The sequence below is a fragment of the Nocardioidaceae bacterium SCSIO 66511 genome (genome assembly GCA_023100825.1).
Taxonomy (GTDB): domain Bacteria; phylum Actinomycetota; class Actinomycetes; order Propionibacteriales; family Nocardioidaceae; genus Solicola.
Map to the genome: position 1 here is coordinate 1,703,445 of CP095846.1, position 18,664 is coordinate 1,722,108.

Annotated in this window: 12 protein-coding genes; 9 read left to right on the plus strand and 3 right to left on the minus strand. The window is 66.6% G+C overall.

The genetic code is table 11. The annotated features are described in order from the left end of the window. Nucleotides 1–68: 68 nt before the first annotated feature. From MU582_08015 to MU582_08030, 4 genes are all read left to right on the plus strand, one after another. Nucleotides 69–3,437 carry a S8 family serine peptidase gene (locus MU582_08015; protein UPK76566.1) on the plus strand — a complete coding sequence of 1,123 codons (3,369 nt, stop codon included), beginning with the start codon at nucleotides 69–71 and terminating at the stop codon, nucleotides 3,435–3,437. 51 nt (nucleotides 3,438–3,488) lie between these two features. Continuing rightward, nucleotides 3,489–4,502: a hypothetical protein gene (locus tag MU582_08020; GenBank protein UPK76567.1), complete on the plus strand. Its 1,014-nt coding sequence runs from the start codon at nucleotides 3,489–3,491 to the stop codon at nucleotides 4,500–4,502. A gap of 185 nt (nucleotides 4,503–4,687) precedes the next feature. Then, nucleotides 4,688–5,263, plus strand: coding sequence for a SigE family RNA polymerase sigma factor (locus MU582_08025; GenBank protein ID UPK76568.1), 576 nt, complete (start codon nucleotides 4,688–4,690; stop codon nucleotides 5,261–5,263). Beyond that, a complete protein-coding gene (locus MU582_08030) occupies nucleotides 5,260–8,583 on the plus strand; it encodes a hypothetical protein (GenBank protein UPK76569.1) in 3,324 nt (1,107 codons plus the stop codon). The genes MU582_08025 and MU582_08030 overlap by 4 nt, the downstream gene beginning before the upstream one ends. Nucleotides 8,584–8,693: 110 nt before the next feature. Here the strand turns inward: MU582_08030 and MU582_08035 are convergent, their stop codons facing one another. Together MU582_08035 and MU582_08040 are read right to left on the minus strand one after the other, a co-directional pair. Then, nucleotides 8,694–10,091, minus strand: a complete 1,398-nt coding sequence (locus tag MU582_08035; protein UPK76570.1) for an aspartate aminotransferase family protein — start codon at nucleotides 10,089–10,091, stop codon at nucleotides 8,694–8,696. A gap of 132 nt (nucleotides 10,092–10,223) precedes the next feature. Then, nucleotides 10,224–11,732: a PucR family transcriptional regulator ligand-binding domain-containing protein gene (locus MU582_08040; protein UPK76571.1), complete on the minus strand. Its 1,509-nt coding sequence runs from the start codon at nucleotides 11,730–11,732 to the stop codon at nucleotides 10,224–10,226. A gap of 147 nt (nucleotides 11,733–11,879) precedes the next feature. Here MU582_08040 and MU582_08045 point away from each other — a divergent pair, with 147 nt between their 5' ends. From MU582_08045 to MU582_08065, 5 genes are read left to right on the plus strand one after another with little or no spacing between them, the layout of a single operon-like run. Continuing rightward, nucleotides 11,880–12,914 carry an ABC transporter ATP-binding protein gene (locus MU582_08045; protein UPK76572.1) on the plus strand — a complete coding sequence of 345 codons (1,035 nt, stop codon included), beginning with the start codon at nucleotides 11,880–11,882 and terminating at the stop codon, nucleotides 12,912–12,914. Nucleotides 12,915–12,941: 27 nt separating this feature from the next. After that, nucleotides 12,942–14,171: an ABC transporter substrate-binding protein gene (locus MU582_08050; protein ID UPK76573.1), complete on the plus strand. Its 1,230-nt coding sequence runs from the start codon at nucleotides 12,942–12,944 to the stop codon at nucleotides 14,169–14,171. Between the two features lie 14 nt (nucleotides 14,172–14,185). Continuing rightward, complete coding sequence (locus MU582_08055) at nucleotides 14,186–15,031, plus strand: ABC transporter permease (protein ID UPK76574.1); 846 nt, start codon at nucleotides 14,186–14,188, stop codon at nucleotides 15,029–15,031. Between the two features lie 10 nt (nucleotides 15,032–15,041). Then, nucleotides 15,042–15,845: an ABC transporter permease gene (locus MU582_08060; GenBank protein ID UPK76575.1), complete on the plus strand. Its 804-nt coding sequence runs from the start codon at nucleotides 15,042–15,044 to the stop codon at nucleotides 15,843–15,845. A gap of 37 nt (nucleotides 15,846–15,882) precedes the next feature. Beyond that, nucleotides 15,883–17,325 carry a gamma-aminobutyraldehyde dehydrogenase gene (locus MU582_08065; GenBank protein UPK76576.1) on the plus strand — a complete coding sequence of 481 codons (1,443 nt, stop codon included), beginning with the start codon at nucleotides 15,883–15,885 and terminating at the stop codon, nucleotides 17,323–17,325. Between the two features lie 103 nt (nucleotides 17,326–17,428). On the opposite strand, the gene MU582_08070 is transcribed toward MU582_08065, so the two are convergent. Next, the gene (locus tag MU582_08070) at nucleotides 17,429–18,661 is read right to left on the minus strand and encodes an aminotransferase class III-fold pyridoxal phosphate-dependent enzyme (protein ID UPK76577.1); all 1,233 of its coding nucleotides are present in this window, start codon (nucleotides 18,659–18,661) and stop codon (nucleotides 17,429–17,431) included. Nucleotides 18,662–18,664: the final 3 nt, after the last annotated feature.

The window sequence follows — 18,664 nt, forward strand, 5'->3', positions numbered from 1 at the left end:
GTTACTACCCGAGGCGGCGGTGACTTGCCAGGGTGAGCCGTACCATCCTCTAGCGCAGGAGTACCTCGATGTCCGCTTCTCGTCCCAGGACACGGCTCGGGCACCGCATCGGCGCCATCCTCGCCGCCGGCACCGTGGTGGTGACCGCCATGGTCGCGGTCACCTCGCCGTCGTCGGCCGACCAGCCCATCGGTGGCACCGCAGCCGGTACGCCGCCCTCGGCGGGCAAGGCCGTCACGCTCGTCACCGGAGACCGAGCGATCGTCACCCGGTCGAGCGACGGCACGCCGTCGGCCGTTCTCGACGGCAGCTCGAACTACTTCACCCGCCGCGACGGCAAGGACTTGTACGTCGTACCGGCTGATGCGACGCCGGCCCTGGCCGACGGCAGCCTCGACCCGGAGCTGTTCAACGTCACGGGCCTGCTGCGGCAGGGCTACGGCGACGACGATCGCGACACGCTGCCGCTCATCGTCAAGGGACCTGCCGCGACGACTCGTGCGCTGAACGGTGTCAGCGTCGACGCTCGTCTGGAGTCGGTCGGCGCGAGCGCTGTGAGTGCGACGAAGAGCAAGCTCTCGACGGCGTACGCTCAGCTGACCCGCAACCGATCTGCGCGCACGTCGATCTGGCTGGATGCGAAGGTGCGAGCGACCGACAGCGACCTCGACCCGGCCACCGGCGTCGAGCAGACCGGTGCTCCGCAGGTATGGGACACCGGCGTCGACGGAAGCGGCACGAAGGTCGCCGTACTCGACACCGGGTACGACGCCGACCACCCCGATCTGGCCGACCAGGTCGTCGCAGCCGAGGACTTCACCGGCGCCGGGGTAGCCGACAGCGATGGGCACGGTACGCACGTCGCGTCGACCATCGCGGGCAGCGGCGCCGCCGACCCCTCGAAGGTCGGGATGGCTCCCGGCGCCGATCTGTTGGTCGGCAAGGTTCTCGGAGTCGGCGGCGGACAGGCCTCCTGGATCATCGCCGGTATGGAGTGGGCCGTCGACAACGACGCAGACGTCGTGAACATGAGCCTGGGTACGTCCGAGCCGACCGAATGCGACGATCCGATCGCCGAGTCGGCGCAGAACCTCGCAGAGCGCAGCGACTCACTGTTCGTCGTCGCGGCCGGCAATGCCGGTATGCGTGACACGGTCAGTTCGCCCGGATGCGCCGAGGGAGTGCTGACGGTTGGTGCGGTTGACGACTCGGGTGCGACCGCTGACTTCTCGAGTCGCGGCTCGACGCTCGGCGACCACCGGATAAAGCCGGATATCGCTGCACCGGGTGTCGGGATCGTCGGAGCCGCTGCGGGCAGTCCCGACGGCGAGAACTACGTTGCGATGTCCGGGACCTCGATGGCGACCCCACACGTCGTCGGCGGCGCGGCTCTGGTCCGGCAGGCACACCCGGACTGGTCACCCCAACAGGTCAAGGACGCGCTCACCACGTCGGTGAAGGCGAAACCGCAGGCGGACGTGTACGAGCAGGGCGCCGGGGAGATGTGGGTTCCGGGCGCTGTGCAGACTCCGGTCGTCACCGACTCCAGCGTCGAGCTCGCGTCGTTCGACTGGCCGCACGACTTCGGCGAGCGAGCGTCGGAGAAGATCACGTACACCAACACCACCGACCGGCCGCTCCGACTCCGGCTCGACGTGGTCGACGTACGGGGAGCCGATGATCGCCGGGTGCCCGCACACGCAATCACGGTGGGTCGCCCGCTCCTCAAGATTCCTGCTGGCGGGTCAAAGCAAGTTGCGGTGACCGCTCGCGGTCATCTCGGTGAGCTCCGCGACGGTGCGTACGGCGAGATCAGCGGACGGGTGATCGCGAAGTCCCTTGGCGGCAAGCGGATCCGTGCAACGACAGCGGTCGGTTACTGGCTCGAACCCAAGACGGTGAACGTGACCGTTCGACCGATCGGCCGCGACGGAAAGCCCGCGAGCATCGGGTATCTCGATGTGACCGACATGCATCAGCCGCTGCGGCAAGCGTTCTACTTGAACGGTGACGACATCGACCTGCGACTCCGGGCCGGGAGCTACCACATCGCGGCGTTCATCGAGACCCGACCGGAGGGGGGAGTCCGCTCCATGGCGTACGTCGGAGATCCGCAGAAGCGCTTCACCAAGGACACGACGTACAAGCTCGACGCTCGCAAGGCAACGCGAGTCACCGTCGATACGCCGCGTCCGAGCGAGATCGACGCCGGGTCGCTGAACCTGACCCGCACTTGGGACAAATGGACCGTCGAGGGGACCGCTTTCGCCGAAGCTGGGAAGTTCTTCGTGTCGCCGACCGGCCGGCCGAAGCAAGGCGGCTTCGAGTTCGCGACCGCATTGCGAGCGCACCAGACCGGCGTACCGACGGAGAAGAGCAAGTACGTCTACAACCTGGCGTTCATCGAGAATGGCCGGATCGGCAAGGACCAGTCGCGGGTCGTACGCAAACGGGACGTCGCGACCGTGCAGGAGAAATGGCACTCGCAACGCAAGACCTGGGACGCCGAAGAATGGGCCAGGGTCCTTCCTGCGGACGGCGGTCAGGCGCTGTTCACCAGCTCCGGCAGTCCGATCACGACACCAACGCCTCGTACGTCGTACTTCACTACCGGACTGCCTTGGCAGCAGTTGGCGTCCAGCGGAGACTACCGGCTGCGGCCCGAGACCTGGTTCGACCCGGTCCGCACCTATCGCGCAGGAGACCGTCGCAAGACGGAGTGGTTCAAGCTGCCGACGCTCGGCGCACTACACACCAACGCCGACGGGTCTCCTTCGCGAGTTGCCGAGCGGCAGGGCAACCTCGTTGGGTTCTCGTTCGGGCCGTGGCAGGACACGGTCTCGGGTCGCACCGCCGCCGGGGGCTTCGGGGACATCGGTGGTCTCGACGTGTACGAGAACGGTGAGTTGCTCCGCCACAGCTCTTGGCCATCGGGCCAGTTCCGGCTGAGCGCCGACGATGTCGAGATTCGGGCCGAGGTGAGCCAGCGGCGAATCTCGCGGGAGCAGGTCTGGGAGCTGGGTCAGCGTACGAACACGTCGTTCACCTTCCGCTCCACCGCGCCCGAGGGCGACGAGGTCGTGCCGCTGCCGGTCGCCATGCCCCGGTACGACGCACCCGTCGACGGGCGCAACCTGGCACCCGCGGCTGAGGAGTTCCCGGTGTCGGTGACCTTCAACGGTCAGCAGGACTACGACCCGGGCGAGATCGAGTCGTTCAGCGCGAAGGTCACGTTCGACGAGATCGCCGAGAACGACCTCGACCTGAGCGATCAGAACTGGGTCGACGTCCCGGTCGTCAAGCGCAACGGCACCTGGGTAGCGCTGGTCGACAACACCGATCATGCGGGCGGCGTGGCATCGCTGTGGATCAAGGCGGTCGATGCGAATGACACTCGCACCGAGCAGTACGTCTTGGGCCTGTACGGCGTCGAGTGACCATGTGGCCGGCTGTTGCCAGGTCGCGTCTCCGCCAAGCAAGATTTGCGGGTGACGGCGCGAAAAGCGGACAGGATGCTCGGTGTGTTGGGGCTCGATGACCTGCAGGAGCGGGCGTACCGGCGGCTCGTCGAAGCCCCGTCGGATTCCGCCGACTCGATCGCCGACGCGCTCGGGGCGACGCTGTCGTCGACGGTCGCTGCGCTCGACGCGTTGGAGCTCAAGGGCATGGTGGCGCGGCCCGTTGCGGACCCTGACCGGTTTGTCGCGTCTCCGCCGGTCGTCGCCCTCGGGTCGATGATCGTGCAGCAGCAGGAGGAGATCCGCGCCGCCGAGCGTGAGCTCGGAGTGCTGGCCGCGCGATATCGGGAGTCTGCCGAGGGGCGTACGCACACCGATGTGATCGACGTCGTCGAAGGGTCACAGGCCGTGGCCCAGCGGTTCGCGCAGCTGCAACGCGGTGCGAGCACCGAGGTGCTGGCCCTGGTCAAGTCGGGGGTCGCGGTGGTCTCCGCCGAGGAGAACGTCGACGAGCAGATCGCCACCGATCGAGGTGTGTCGTACCGCGTCGTACTCGAACGCGCGGCTTTCGAAGCGCCGGGCTTCCTCGACCGTGCCTCTGAATCCGTTGCGGCCGGCGAGGAGGTGCGGGTGACGAACGAGGTCCCGCTCCGGATGATCGTCGCCGACCGTCAACTCGCTCTGCTCCCGCTGCGCCCGACCACGGAGTCGGCGACCGCGGGTGCGTTGCTGGTGCATCCGAGCGGGCTGCTCGATGCGATGGTCACGCTGTTCGATCTCGTGTGGCGGCAGTCGAACCCGCTCGTAGTCGGCGCAACCGGCCTCGACGACGGCGCGGCCGCGGAGGTCGACGACACCGACGTACGTCTGCTGTCGTTGCTGCTCGCCGGGCTCACCGATCAGGCGATCGGCGGCCAGCTCGGCTTGTCGCTGCGCACCGTTCAGCGTCGCGTACACCAGCTCATGCAGCGCGCAGGCGTCGCCACGCGCTTCCAGCTCGGGCATGCTGCCGCGACTCGGGGGTGGCTGGGCAGCGACGTCTGAGCCCGCTGCTCGTGCTGAGCGCACCAACCGCGCCGAGGTACGCCGTCGTGCCACACCGGGCCGCTCTTATGGCGGGACGCCGTACTTCGGCGGCTGCTTGGTACGTGCGGCTGCGGAGGTGGCGCCTGCGAAGATGTTCGGCGGATGAGGCAACCATCGGGGCTCGCCACCCGGTCGGGTAGGGCATGAGCGAGGAGGCCGCATTGGTTGAGGAGCTGGGCAATGCCCGAGCGCGTCCTCGAACGCCACAGCAGGTGCCGTTCGAGGGGTTCGTCGCCGCCCGCAGCGATCATCTGCTGCGCACCGCGTACCTGCTGACCCGCGATCATCAGCTCGCCGAAGATCTGGTGCAGACGTCGCTGGCCAAGGCGTGGGGTTCGTGGAAGCGGATCAAGACCGACCATGAGGCGTACGTACGGCGCATCCTCGTCAATACGTACAACAGTTGGTGGCGGCGCAAATGGAACGGTGAACGCCCGAGCGAGGTCCTGCCCGAGACCGGCGGGTCCAACCCGACCGATTCGGTCGGCGACCGGTTCGACATCTGGGACGCGATCGGCCGGCTGCCGAAGCGGCAGCGTGCAACGGTCGTGCTCCGGTTCTACGAGGATCTGAGCGAGGGCGAGACCGCCGATCTGCTCGGCTGCAGCGTCGGCACCGTGAAGAGCCAGACCAGCAAGGCGCTCGCCAAGCTGCGTATCGACCCCGCACTACTCGAGACGTACGCGTCTCATGGCAACGATGAGGGAGGGCGGTCATGAACCTCGACGATCTACGAGCCGAGCTCGACGCCCGTGCGAACGACGTGGACCCGCGCTCGACCGTCCGAATGGCCGGCATCCGCGCCAAGGTGGCCCAGCGCCGCCGGCGCAAGGCAGGCGCGACTGTCGCCGCGAGCGTCCTCGCCGTCGGCGCGATCATCGGCGTACCCGTCGTGAGCCATCTGTCCACAGCACCCGAGCCGGCCAAGGGCGGCCACTTCCCCGAGAAGATCGACGGGGACAGCAAGATCGCCGAGGAGCTGGGCGACAAGGGCGATGCGACGGTCACGTTGGAGTTCACGCCCGACGACACCGACTTCCTGCTCGATATCGACTGCGATGCGCTCGCTCCGGCCAACCGGAGCACTCGGGCGCTGCGCAAGGCGCCGACGGTCGAGGTCACGGTCAATGACGGGATCCTCACACCGCCGTGTGGCAAGCAGTACAACGTCGGTGTGGGCATGGGGCATGTCGGTGACCTGGCGACTCCTGACCGAGTTCGAAACTACTGGGAGGGAATCGGCGTCACGTCCGGCGAGAAGGTGACTGTGACCGTACGCGCGGCCAACGGGCTGATGGGACAGGGCGGACCGGCCGACATCTCGGGTCGGATCGGCATCGCCGCGTACGAGATGACCGGTGACCGGGAAATACAGGACGGCATCGCGTTCCCGACGTCGAAGACGTACGACGGCGACACCTACGAGCTGGATGGACACGATGTCGCCCGTGCGGGCGGAGGCACCGCAACGGTGTCGATTCCGTCCGGGGCGGATGCACCGCTCGTGACGTATGGATCCCCGTCATATCCCGGTGGGGTGCGCAGGGCGACGGTCGACGGTGAAAGGGGAGTCCTCACCGGCAAGGGGGGTGTGTTCAGTGAGACCTTGCCCGACTCGCGCGCACATACCGTGGAGGTCCGGGACAACGGCGTCGAGATGTCGCCCAAGGTCGTCGTCGCGTACTACACGAAGGTCGCCGATGACGAAGATGCTGAAGTGATGTTCCCGTCGACCCTCGACGGTGACACCAAGATCGCCGAGGAGTTGGGCGACGAGGGCGATACCACGGTCGAGCTGACCTTCACACCAGAGGACACGGACTTCCTACTGGACTTCGACTGCGACGATCTCAACAAGATGCGCGGTACCGACGGGTTTCGCGGTGGCAACGGTCCCAGCGTGCGGGTCACGGTCGGCGACGACGTCACCATAGCTACACCGTCCTGCGGCCAGTTCGCTGGTGGCGGTGTTTCGCACGGTGTGGTCGGCCATGTATGGACGCCCGACAGAGTCCGGCGCTTCTGGGAGGAGGCCGGCGTCCGCCCCGGTGAGTCCGTGACGATGCGAATGGATGTCATAGGCGGGCCGATGGCGCGTCCGCTCAAGCAGCAAATCGACGGTCGCATCGGCATTGCCGCGTACGAGATGACCGGCGACCGCCTCGAAACCGAAGGCGTTGCATTGCTGCGGAATCGAACCATCGACGGGACGACGTACGAGCTCGCCGGGCACGACGTCGCCACTGGGTCCGCGACCGGAGTCGGGGTCGACGTGCCGCAACTCGATGAACCCGCCTTGGTCACGTACGGCGCGACGAAGGATCGCCTCGGGCCGAGTGGGAAGCTGCAGGTCGATGGTCGTCGCGGTGTGTTGACGGGCCGCGACGGCATTCATACCGACGCACTACCCGACAGCAACGCGCACACGGTAAGGCTCAACAACCAGTCCGGCTTGGCCGACGACTCCGACCTTGTCGTCGCGTACTACACCCGCGTGGATGATGGCGACGAGGAGAGCGCGGACGCGATGTTCCCGACAACGCTCGACGGGGACAAACGGATCGGCACGGTGCAGCTCGAGGGCAAGAGCTGGACCGAGCTGACGATTGAACCGACGGACTTGAGATTCCAGTGGGCGCTGGAGTGCAACACGACTGCATCGGTGACGGTGCAGATCAAGGGGTACGCCATGGACTGGGGTACGCGCTGTCGGCCGCACACACTCGGCGAGCGACCATCGAGGTATCAGGTCGGAAACTCGTACTCACCTGCATTCCTTGCCGAGCGCCTTGCGCGGGACCTTGACGAAGGCGGTCCAGTGACGATTCGCGCGCGGGTCTCGAAGGTTCGATCGGCGCCGACGAACGGAGCAGAGCCGACGGTCGGACTCGCCGCGTACGACATGTCCGGTGCGCGTACCACGATCGGGGATGCGGCCATTCCGACCGTGAAGGACATCGACGGCCGTCGTTACGTGCTGGCCGACTACGCGACTGAGCCGACCGACAGCACGGAACGCTCGTTCAGCCTGGATCTCCCGGCTGCCGAGTCGCCAGGAGTTCTCGTGCAAGGAACCCCATCTGTAGCCGCGGGCGAGAACTACGAGATCGACGGACCGGCGGAGCTCGGACTCAAACCAGATTCAGGCGGCGGGTTTCGCAGCTATCGGCTCAAGTCCCAGCCGGAGTCGACCATCACCATGACGATGAAACCGCATGACACGTTCGATGGCAGTCCGGGCGTCCTGGCCTACTACCGGCCCGTGGATGACGTCGACTCCGGGACGCAGCAGTTGGCAATCCCGGACACCACTGACGCACGCGACCCGCTTGTCGCATCTCACATCAGTGAGCCTGGTGAGACCGTGTTCCGTTCGACCTTCACGCCACAGGACACCGATCTCGCGATCGGAGCCGCGTGCACACTCCGGTCGACGATGCCTCCCGACGACGTTCGCGTCGAGCTGGAGGTGAACGGCAATCGGCGGATCATCTCCGGCGGGTGCGAACCGTACGACGGCGAGGTGACCTTCGGCGACCGATCGGAGGCGAACCGTTCGGCGTGGAGCGATTTCGGAGTTCGAGCAGGGGAACCGGTCGAGGTAGTGATGAGAGCTCAACTCGCAACGGGCGCTCGCGGCTCGCTGAAGGACGTTCGACTTGGGTACGGCGCGTATGAGCGCAGCGCCCCCCGTACGGAGGTCGACGGGTTCCGGCTAGATGACTGCCAGCGATGGAACGGCCAGTGGTACAGGTTGGCCGACTACAAGACGGTCGCGGTCGACGATCAGAGTCGCAGTGCCACTCTGACGGTTCCCGAGAACGGCACGGGCGGCCTGGTCGGATTCGGCGATCGCGGAGTTCGACGGGGCCTGATCCGCCACTCGGTTGACGACGATGTCGTCGGGTTTGTGGAGCCATCGGGTGGGTCGTTCGGCGTCGAGCACGTCAACGGCGAGGGTCATGAACTGTCCGCTCGGGCAAACCCGAAGGTCGAAGGCGGTCACCTTGTGGTCGCGTACTACGAGCCCGAGAACTGAGACAAAGAATCTGCCTTTGACGACGGGGGAGCGTCAAAGGCAGATTCCGGTCGATCCGTACGTACCGGTGCTACGAAGGAGCCGTCTCGCGCACCGGCACGTACGAAGTTCTACAAGAGCTCCTGCGCTCGGGTGAGTACGTCGCGCAGGATGTTTTCCATCTCGTCGAAGTGCTCCTGGTCGCAGATCAGCGGGGGAGCGACCTGGATGACGGGGTCGCCGCGGTCGTCGGCGCGGCAGTAGAGGCCGCCATCGAAGAGCGCCTTGGAGAGGAAGCCGCGCAGCAGCCGTTCGGACTCCTCCTCGTCGAACGTCTCCTTGGTGGCTTTGTCCTTCACCAGCTCGATGCCGTAGAAGTAGCCGTCGCCGCGTACGTCGCCGACGATGTCGAGATCGGTCAGCTTCTCCAGGGTGGAACGGAAGCCGGCCTCGTTACGGAGCACATTGCCGTTGAGGTCCTCGCGTTCGAAGATGTCGAGGTTCGCCATCGCGACGGCCGCCGAGACGGGATGCCCGCCGAAGGTGTAGCCGTGCGCGAACATGTTGTGCCCGGTGAGGAACGGCTCCATCAGCTTGTCGCTCGCGATGAGCGCACCGAGCGGCGAGTAGCCCGACGTGAGGCCCTTCGCGCAGGTGATCATGTCCGGCTGGTAGCCGTACCGGTCGGCGCCGAAATAGTGCCCGAGCCGGCCGTACGCGCAGATCACCTCGTCGGAGATCAGCAGCACGTCGTTCTCATCACAGATCTCACGGACGCGCTGGAAGTAGCCGGGCGGCGGCGGGAAGCAGCCGCCGGAGTTCTGCACCGGCTCGAGGATCACGGCAGCGACGGTGTCGGCGCCCTCGAACTCGATCACCTCGGCGATGCGGTCGGCGGCCCAGCGCCCGAACGCCTCGGGGTCGTCGCCGTGCACCGGTGCGCGGTAGAGGTTGGTGTTCGGCACTCGGAACGTACTCGGCACGAGCGGCTCGAACGGCGCCTTCATCTCCGGGATGCCGGTGATCGAAAGCGCGCCCTGCGGCGTGCCGTGGTACGCGACGGCGCGGCTGATCACCTTGTGCTTGGTGGGCTTGCCGGTCAGTTTGAAGTACTGCTTGGCGAGCTTCCACGCCGACTCGACTGCCTCGCCGCCGCCGGAGGTGAAGAACACTCGGTTCAGATCGCCTGGCGCGTAGCCCGCCACGCGGTCGGCGAGCTCGATCGCCGACGGATGCGCGTACGACCACAACGGGAAGAACGCCAGCTCGCGGGCCTGCTTTGCGGCCGCCTCGGCGAGCTCCTCGCGACCGTGACCGGCCTGCACCACGAACAGACCCGACAGCGCGTCCAGGTAGCGCTTGCCCGACGCGTCGGTGATGTACGCGCCTTCGCCCTTGACGATGATCGGCACGTCAGCCGTTTCGTAGGACGAGTGTCGCGTGAAGTGCATCCACAGGTGGTCCTTCGCCTGCTTGTTCAGCACCTCCTTGTCGAGCATCGCGTTGTCAGGGGGCGGTGACGCGGTCATGGTGTCCTCTCATTCCTGGGCAGCCACCGCCAGTATGACCAATGAGCTCGCTCTTTCACAAGGGATTCCGTTGGACAAGCAGAGATTCTGTACGGATTTCGCAGCACACAGCACCGCGGGATGTGCGGTCTGTCAATCCGACACATACCCGATCGCGTGCAGCGCAAGCCAGAGATGCACGCGGTCGCGGGTCTGCGACAGCGATCGCCCGGTCAGACTTTCGATCTGGTCGAGCCGATAACGCACGGTGTTGCGGTGTACGAAGAGCCGCTCGGCCGTCTCGTTCACCGAGCCGCCGGTGTCGAGGAACGTCGTCAGCGTGGTCATCAGCGGATGGTCGGGCGGGTCCTGCTCGAGCAGCGGGCCGAGCGTCGCCTCGCCGAGCTCGCGCATGGGCAGCTCCGGGTTGGCCGTGAGTAGCCGCTCCAAGCTGAGCGGTGCGCCCTGGTGGATTCCCGAACCGCGAGACAGTGCGTCGCGCGCCTCAAGGAAGCTCCACCGGAGTCCGTCGACGCCGCTGTAGTAGCCGCCGATACCGACCGCGGCGTTGCGCCCGAGCGTACGAAGCGCGTGCAGCACCGTCGGCGCGGAGTCGCGGGTGACCTCCTCGCTACCGAAGATCAGCGCCAGGTAGCGGTCGACCTGGGCCGTCACGACGCGTCCCTCGGGGTCGATATCGGGTCCGAGCAGCGGCCACGGCAGCGTACGCAACGCGTCCGGATCGGCTTCGACGATGCCGAGCAGCACCCGGTGGCCGCCGGTGAAGTCGAGCCCGAACGCCTCCAGCCGTCGGGTCGCCTCGGTATGGGTCAGCGCGGAGCGTACGACGTCCTCCATGATCTGGCCGATCTGCTCGCGTCGGCCGTGCTGGACCGCTTGCCGTCGCTGCATCTCCAGGCCCACCAAGCTGACCGCGAACCGCAGGAGCTCCTCATTGCGCCGGCTCCCCTGGGTGGCGAGCACGGCCACCTGGCGCCCGTGCGTGCCGACGGGGAGCACGTACGCCTCCTGGTGCGCACCCTCGAAGATGTCGACCGTGGCGGGCTGGTGCATCTTGTGCAGGCGCCGGACGAGGGCCGGCGCCGGCCACGCGACCCGGATCGGCGCGCTCGCGAGTACGTTCGCCTGCTGGTCGATCACGGCGACGTTGCCGCCGAGCTGATGGCGAAGCTCCTCGCAGAAGGCGGGCAGCCCGCCGCCTGTGAGCAGATGTTCGGCGAGGCGGTCGTGCACAGACAGCAGCCGGCTCAGCTTGCGGGTGTGCGCGTCGACGTCGCGGTCCGATACCCACCGGGTGATCGCGATGAACGGCGTCTCGTACGGCACCTCGATCAGCGGGACGTGGTGCTCCTCGGCGGCGCTGACCAGCGATCGCGGGATCTTGTCGTGGCCGAGTCCGACGCCGAACCCGATCGCGGCGGCGCCGACCGATGCGGCGCATTTGACGAAATGCGCCTGGTCCTTGGTCGAACGAAGGCGTACGCCCGTCGTCAACACGAGCTCGTCGCGCTCCATGAACGGGGTCGGATCGACCTGCTCGGTCACCGAAGCCCAGGAAACGGGCTGGTCGAGGGCGGCCTCACAGGCGCGCAGGCGCAGTCCGAAGCGTTCTTCGGCTATGACGTCCCGAACCGTCGTCATCAGCCCAACGTAGTTCATGCTGTGCACCTGCACAGTGATTCGGTGCCATCTTGGGCAAATGCCTGTCGCCTGAGCATTCGTCAGTCCCTATCTTCTCGAACAACCTCATACGAGGTTCAACGAACACGTACCGCAAAGGCGACAGTGATGACGACACCTGCAGTATCGATCGCGGGGCTGCACAAGCAGTTCGGCGATGTCACAGCCGTCGACGGCATCGACCTGGAGATCGCCCCCGGCGAGTTCTTCTCGATGCTCGGCCCGTCTGGTTCGGGAAAGACCACGGTGCTGCGGATGATCGCCGGCTTCGAGGCGCCCACCGACGGCACGATCCACCTCGACGGCCAGGACGTCACCCGGCTGGCTCCGTTCGAGCGCAACGTGACGACCGTCTTCCAGGACTACGCGCTGTTCCCGCATATGTCCGTGGTCGACAACGTCGCCTACGGGCTGCGCGTACGAGGGGTCGCACGCGACGAACGCCGCGAACGCGCCTCCGCGGCGCTGCGGACCGTCGCCCTCCAGGGGTACGAGAAGCGTCGCCCCAGCCAGCTCTCGGGTGGACAGCGACAACGCGTCGCGCTGGCCCGGGCGCTCGTGGTCGACCCGGCTGTGCTGCTGCTGGACGAGCCGCTGGGCGCCCTCGACCTCAAACTGCGTGAGCAGATGCAGGTCGAGCTCAAGCAGATCCAGCGCGATGTCGGCATCACCTTCGTATTCGTGACTCACGACCAGGAGGAGGCGCTGACGATGAGTGATCGCGTCGCCGTCTTCAACGACGGTCGAATCCAGCAGGTCGGGTCTGCGCACGACGTGTACGAGCAGCCCGCATCGGAGTTCGTCGCCGGCTTCGTCGGTACGTCCAACCTGCTCGAGGGCGAGGCGGCACGCACGATCGTCGGTCGCGACGGCAAGTTCGCCGTCCGGCCGGAGAAGCTCGAGGTCCAACCGGACCTGTCACAACCGGTCGGCAGCGGACGGCTGAGCGCCGACGGCGTACTCGCGGAGAACGTGTACGCCGGCGCGACCACCCGCCTGGTCGTCGACCTGGATGCCGGAGCGCGGCTGACGGTTCTCACCCAGAACCGCAGCGGCGCGGCACGGGAGGTGACGCGGGGCGACCGCGTCCGGGTCGCCTTCGACGAGCAGGACTGCCTGGTTCTCAACGGTGAGCAGGCATAGGGGCCAACAATGCAAGGAGCCAAGCACATGACCAACGGACATGGTCGGACCAGAAGCGTGAAGGTCGCAGCGCTCGCCAGTGCGGCGGTGCTCGCACTCGCGATCGGCGGCTGCGGTACGAGCGGTGGTGACGACGACGAGTCGAGTACGCCCGGCGGGCAGGGATTCCAGCCGCCGGACGTACCGATGGCGAAGAAGCTCGGCGACGGAGAGGGCGAGGTGAACATCCTCGCCTGGCCCGGGTACGCCGAAGACGGCTCGAACGACCCGAAGGTCGACTGGGTGACGCCGTTCGAGAAGGAGACCGGCTGCAAGGCGAACGTCAAGTACTTCGGTACGTCCGACGAAGCCGTGAGCCTGATGGGTACCGGTGACTACGACGTGGTATCCGCATCGGGCGATGCGTCGCTACGGCTGATCGCGGCCGGCGACGTCGCGCCGTTCAACACCGAGCTCACCCCCAACTACAAGGACATCGCACCGTTCCTCAAGGACGGCGACTGGAACTCCGTCGACGGCCAGATGTACGGCATGCCGCACGGCTGGGGCGCGAACCTCCTGATGTACAACACGAAGGACGTGAAACCTGAGCCGACCTCCTGGGCGGCGGTCTTCGACGACGCCTCGAAGTACAAGGACCACGTCACCGCGTACGACTCGCCGATCTACATCGCCGACGCCGCGTTGTACCTGATGAAGCATGAGCCGGATCTGGGCATCGAGAACCCCTACGCGCTCGACGAGGAGCAGCTCGACGCGGCGGTGGACCTGCTCAAGGAGCAGAACGCCAACGTCGGCGAGTACTGGTCGGACTACACCAAGGAGGTCAGCGCCTTCAAATCGGGTACGTCCCAGATCGGCACGACCTGGCAGGTGATCCAGAACATCGCGGAGGCCGACGTGCCGGTGAAGTCGATCCTGCCCGAGGAGGGCTCGACCGGCTGGTCCGACACCTGGATGGTGGCGTCGGAGGCCGAGCATCCCAATTGCGCATACCTCTGGTCGGACTACATCGCATCGCCGAAGGCGAACGCACAGGTCGCGGAGTACTTCGGCGAGGCCCCGGCCAACCTCGAGGCGTGTGACGAGACGGCGAACAAGGAGCACTGCAAGATCTACCACGCCGATGACGCGGCGTACGCGGACAAGATCCTGTACTGGACGACGCCGATCAAGGAGTGCCTCGACGGGCGTACCGACACCGAGTGCACCGACTACGCCAAGTGGACCACCGCCTGGCAAGAGATCAAGGGCTGAACAGGTCAATTCCGATGGCAACTCCCGGAGCAGCGTTCCTGCACCGGCACCCCCGCCTGCGGTTGGCGGGGGTGCTGGGGGCGCCCCTCGTGTGGCTCGGTGTGGTCTACCTCGGCTCGCTGGCGGCCCTGCTGATCACCTCGCTGTGGGCGCAGGACCCGTTCACGACCGAGATCTACCGCACCTGGACGTTCGACAACTTCCGACAGCTCGTCACCGAGCCGCTGTATCGCGACGTGCTGGTACGTACGATCCTGATCGCCGCGTCCGTCACGGTGATCGACCTCGCGCTCGCGCTGCCGATCGCGTTCTTCATGGCGAAGGTCGCAAAGCCGCGTACCGCAAGGTTCTTGGTGATCGCCTGCCTGATGCCGCTGTGGGCCAGCTACCTGGTCAAGGCGTACTCGTGGCGGCTGCTGGTCCTCGACAACGGCGTCTTGGACTCGACCTTCGGATTCACGCCTGGCCTCGGGCTCGTCGCCGTGGTGCTGACTTTGTCGTACCTCTGGCTTCCGTACATGATCCTGCCGATCTACGCGGGGCTCGAGCGGCTGCCGGACTCCCTGCTGGAAGCCTCGGAGGACCTCGGCGCACGCCCGATGCGTACGTTCCTGTCGGTGGTGTGGCCGACGCTGATCCCGAGCATGATCGCGGGGTCGATCTTCACCTTCTCGTTGAGCCTCGGCGACTACATCACCGTCGATGTCGTCGGCGGCGCATCGCAGATGCTCGGCAACCTCGTCGACGAGAACCAGTCGTTGAACCTTCCGTTCGCCGCAGCGATAGCGACGTTCTCCGTCGTCGTGATGGCAATCTACCTCGCACTCGTACGTCGTACGGGCGCGCTCGAGAAGCTCTGAGGAGGCAGCCATGACGATCTCCGGACGTACGAAAGCCTTGCTGTTGAGCGCGGTCGGGTTCGTGCTCCTGGTCGTGTACGCGCCGTTGGCCGTCGTCGTGATCAGCTCGTTCAACGCTGAGAGCACCTTCGGCTGGCCGCCGTCGAGCTTCACCACCAAATGGTGGCGGTCGACGTGGAACAACCAGGGCGCAATGGATGCCGTCGGTACGAGCGTCGAGGTCGGCCTGCTCGCAACGGCCGTCGCCCTCGTACTGGGTACGCTCGCCGCGTTCGCGCTGACGCGCTACCAGTTCTTCGGCCGCGAGTCGATCTCGCTGCTGGTGATCCTGCCGATCGCGTTGCCGGGCATCGTGACAGGGCTTGCACTGAACAGCGCGTTCACGACCTTCATGGGCGTCGGACTCTCGATGTGGACGGTCGTACTCGCGCACTCGACGTTCTGCATCGTCGTCGTCTTCAACAACGTGAGCGCGCGCTTGCGTCAGCTCGGCGGCAACGTCGAGGAGGCGTCGATGGATCTCGGCGCATCTCGCTGGACGACGTTTCGGCTGGTCGTGTTCCCGCTGCTCCGCGGCGGCATCGTCGCCGGTGCGCTGCTGGCGTTCGCGCTGAGCTTCGACGAGATCATCGTGACCCGGTTCACCGCCGACGCCGCAACAGAGACCCTGCCGCTGTGGATTCTGAACAACCTGTTCCGTCCTAACCAGACGCCCGTCATCAACGTGGTCGGTAGTGTCCTCATCATGGCTTCGATCATCCCGATCTACCTCTCGCAGAAGCTCTCCGGGTCCTCGACCGGCGGGCGGATGTGACACCGTCCGGACCGCACAAATCACAAGGGAAATGACTATGGCCGAGCAAGTGATCCAGAACTTCGTCGACGGTGCCGTCGTGCCTGCCGCCGACGGCGCTACGTACGACGTCGTCGACCCGACCTCGGGCAAGGTGTACGCCGAGGCGCCCCTGTCCCGGGCGGAGGATGTCGACCGTGCGGTGAAGGCGGCCGAGCGCGCCTTCGAGACCTGGCGCGATACGACACCCGCCGAACGCCAGCAGGCGTTGCTCAAGCTGAACGCCGCGGTGGAGGAGCACGCCGACGAGATCGTCGCGGTCGAGAGCAAGGACACCGGCAAACCACTCGGCCTCACGTCGAGCGAGGAGATCCCACAGGTCGTCGACGCGCTGACGTTCTTCTCGGGTGCGGCGCGCGTGCTCGAGGGGCGCTCGGCGGGTGAGTACATGGCCGGACACACCTCGATGATCCGGCGCGAGCCGATCGGCGTCGTCGGCCAGGTGACGCCGTGGAACTACCCGCTGTTGATGGGCATCTGGAAGATCGCGCCGGCGCTTGCCGCGGGCAACACGGTCGTACTCAAGCCGAGTGACACGACGCCGGCATCGACCTCGCTGCTCGCGCGGCTGGCCGCCGACATCTTCCCGCCCGGCGTCTTCAACGTGATCTGCGGCGATCGTGACACCGGTCGCGCGCTCGTCGCCCACGACATCCCCCAGATGGTCTCGATCACCGGGTCGGTACGCGCGGGCCGTGAGGTCGCGAAGTCGGCGGCCGATGGGTTGAAGAAGCCGCATCTCGAGCTCGGCGGCAAGGCGCCCGTCATCGTCTTCGACGATGCTGATGTAGAGGCGGCCGCCGAGGCGATCGCCGAGGCGGGCTACTTCAACGCCGGACAGGACTGCACGGCCGCGACCCGCGTACTCGCCGGTCCTCGAGTGCATGCCGACTTCGTTGCCGCGCTCGCCGAACAGGCAAGGGGCTCGAAGACCGGTATGCCCGACGACGAGGATGTGCTCTTCGGCCCGGTCAACAACGCCGCGCAGCTGGAGCGCGTGAGCGGGTTCGTCGACCGCCTGCCCGACCACGCGAACATCGCCGCCGGAGGTGACCGACCGGGCGGAGAGCTGTCCGACGGCTACTTCTACAACGCGACCGTGCTCGACGACCTCCGCCAGGACGACGAGGCGATCCAGAACGAGATCTTCGGCCCGGTCATCACCGTGCAGGAGTTCAGCGACGAGGACCAGGCCGTACGTTGGGCCAACGGCGTCGAGTACGGTCTGGCGTCGTCAGTGTGGACGAAGGACCACGGACGCGCGATGCGCATGGCCAAGCGCCTCGACTTCGGTTGCGTCTGGATCAACACGCACATCCCGTTGGTCGCCGAGATGCCGCACGGTGGGTTCAAGCACTCCGGCTTCGGCAAGGACCTCTCGATGTACAGCCTCGAGGACTACACCCGCGTCAAGCACGTGATGACCAACCTCGACTCCTGACCCCCGCTGACACGTGAGAAGTGTCGCGCTGACACGCCGAAAGAGTCGGCCTGAGTTGCGCGTACTTCTCGCGTGTCAGCGCGACACTTCGCACGTGTCAGCGTCAGCGGGGTAGGACCTTCTCGATCGCGGTGGCGATCTCGGCGACCTGTGCGTCGGTCATCACGAACGGCGGCGAGACCTGGACGGCTCCGCAGCCGAGCGGCCGCGCGCAGACACCGGCGTCGCGCAGGTGGTTGGTGACCGTGCCGATGGCCGAGGCGTCGACCAGCTGAACCGCAGCAAGGGCGCCGACCCCGCTGCGTACCTCTTCGACCGCTGGGTGGTCGGCGAGCGGCGCGAGTACCTCCTGCATCGTGCGTTCGAGCCGAGCGGATTCCTCTAACAGGCCCTCGCTCTCGATGATGTCGAGGTTGGCGAGCGCCGCCGCAGCGGACCCGGGGTGCCCGCCGTACGTATAGCCGTGCCGCCACCACACTCCCGCGTCGGGCCGGAAGAACGGCTCGGCCACCCGCGGCGACACGAACAGGGCACCCATCGGGACGTAGCCCGAGGTGAGGCCCTTGGCCGTGACCATCAGATCGGGTTCGAGGTCGAAGCGCGTCGATGCGAACCAGGAGCCGCCGATTCGCCCGAACCCGGTGATGACCTCGTCGGCGACGAACAAGATGCCGTGGTCGCGGCAGATCTGGCGTACCTCGGCCAGATAGCCCTCGGGCGGCGGCACAACACCACCGGCGCCGATCACCGGCTCGCAGAAGAATGCCGCGATGTTGTCTGCGCCGATGCGCTCGATCGCCTCCAACAGTGCCTTGCCGGAGTCCCACCCGATCGTGATGGCATCTTCCATCAGTCGCCCGTAGTCGGCACGGTTGGCCGGGATGCCCGCGAGGGCGGTGCCGCCGACGTGCATGCCGTGGTACGCCTTCTCGCGCCCGAGCACAATGCGTTTGTCGGGCTTGCCGAGCTCATGCCAGTAGCGGCGCGCGAGTTTCACCGCACTGTCGATCGAGTCGGACCCGCCGGAGGTGAGGAAGATCTTGCTGCCGGGCATCGGCGCGATCGATGCGAGCCGCTCTGCCAGCTCAACGGTCGTGTCGACGGCGTAGTCGCCGAACGTCGAGTACGCCGCGAGGTTGGTCAGCTGGGCCGCGACGGCGTCGGCGATCTGCGTACGCCCGTGCCCGACGTTCGCAAACCACAAGCCTGCGGCGGCGTCGAGGTAGCGGGTGCCGTCGGTGTCCCAGACGTAGGCTCCCTCGCCGCGGGCGAGTACGAACTCACCGTCCCGCTCGAGCGCGCCCATATCGGCGAAGCCGTGCCACAGTGCACCCATCGG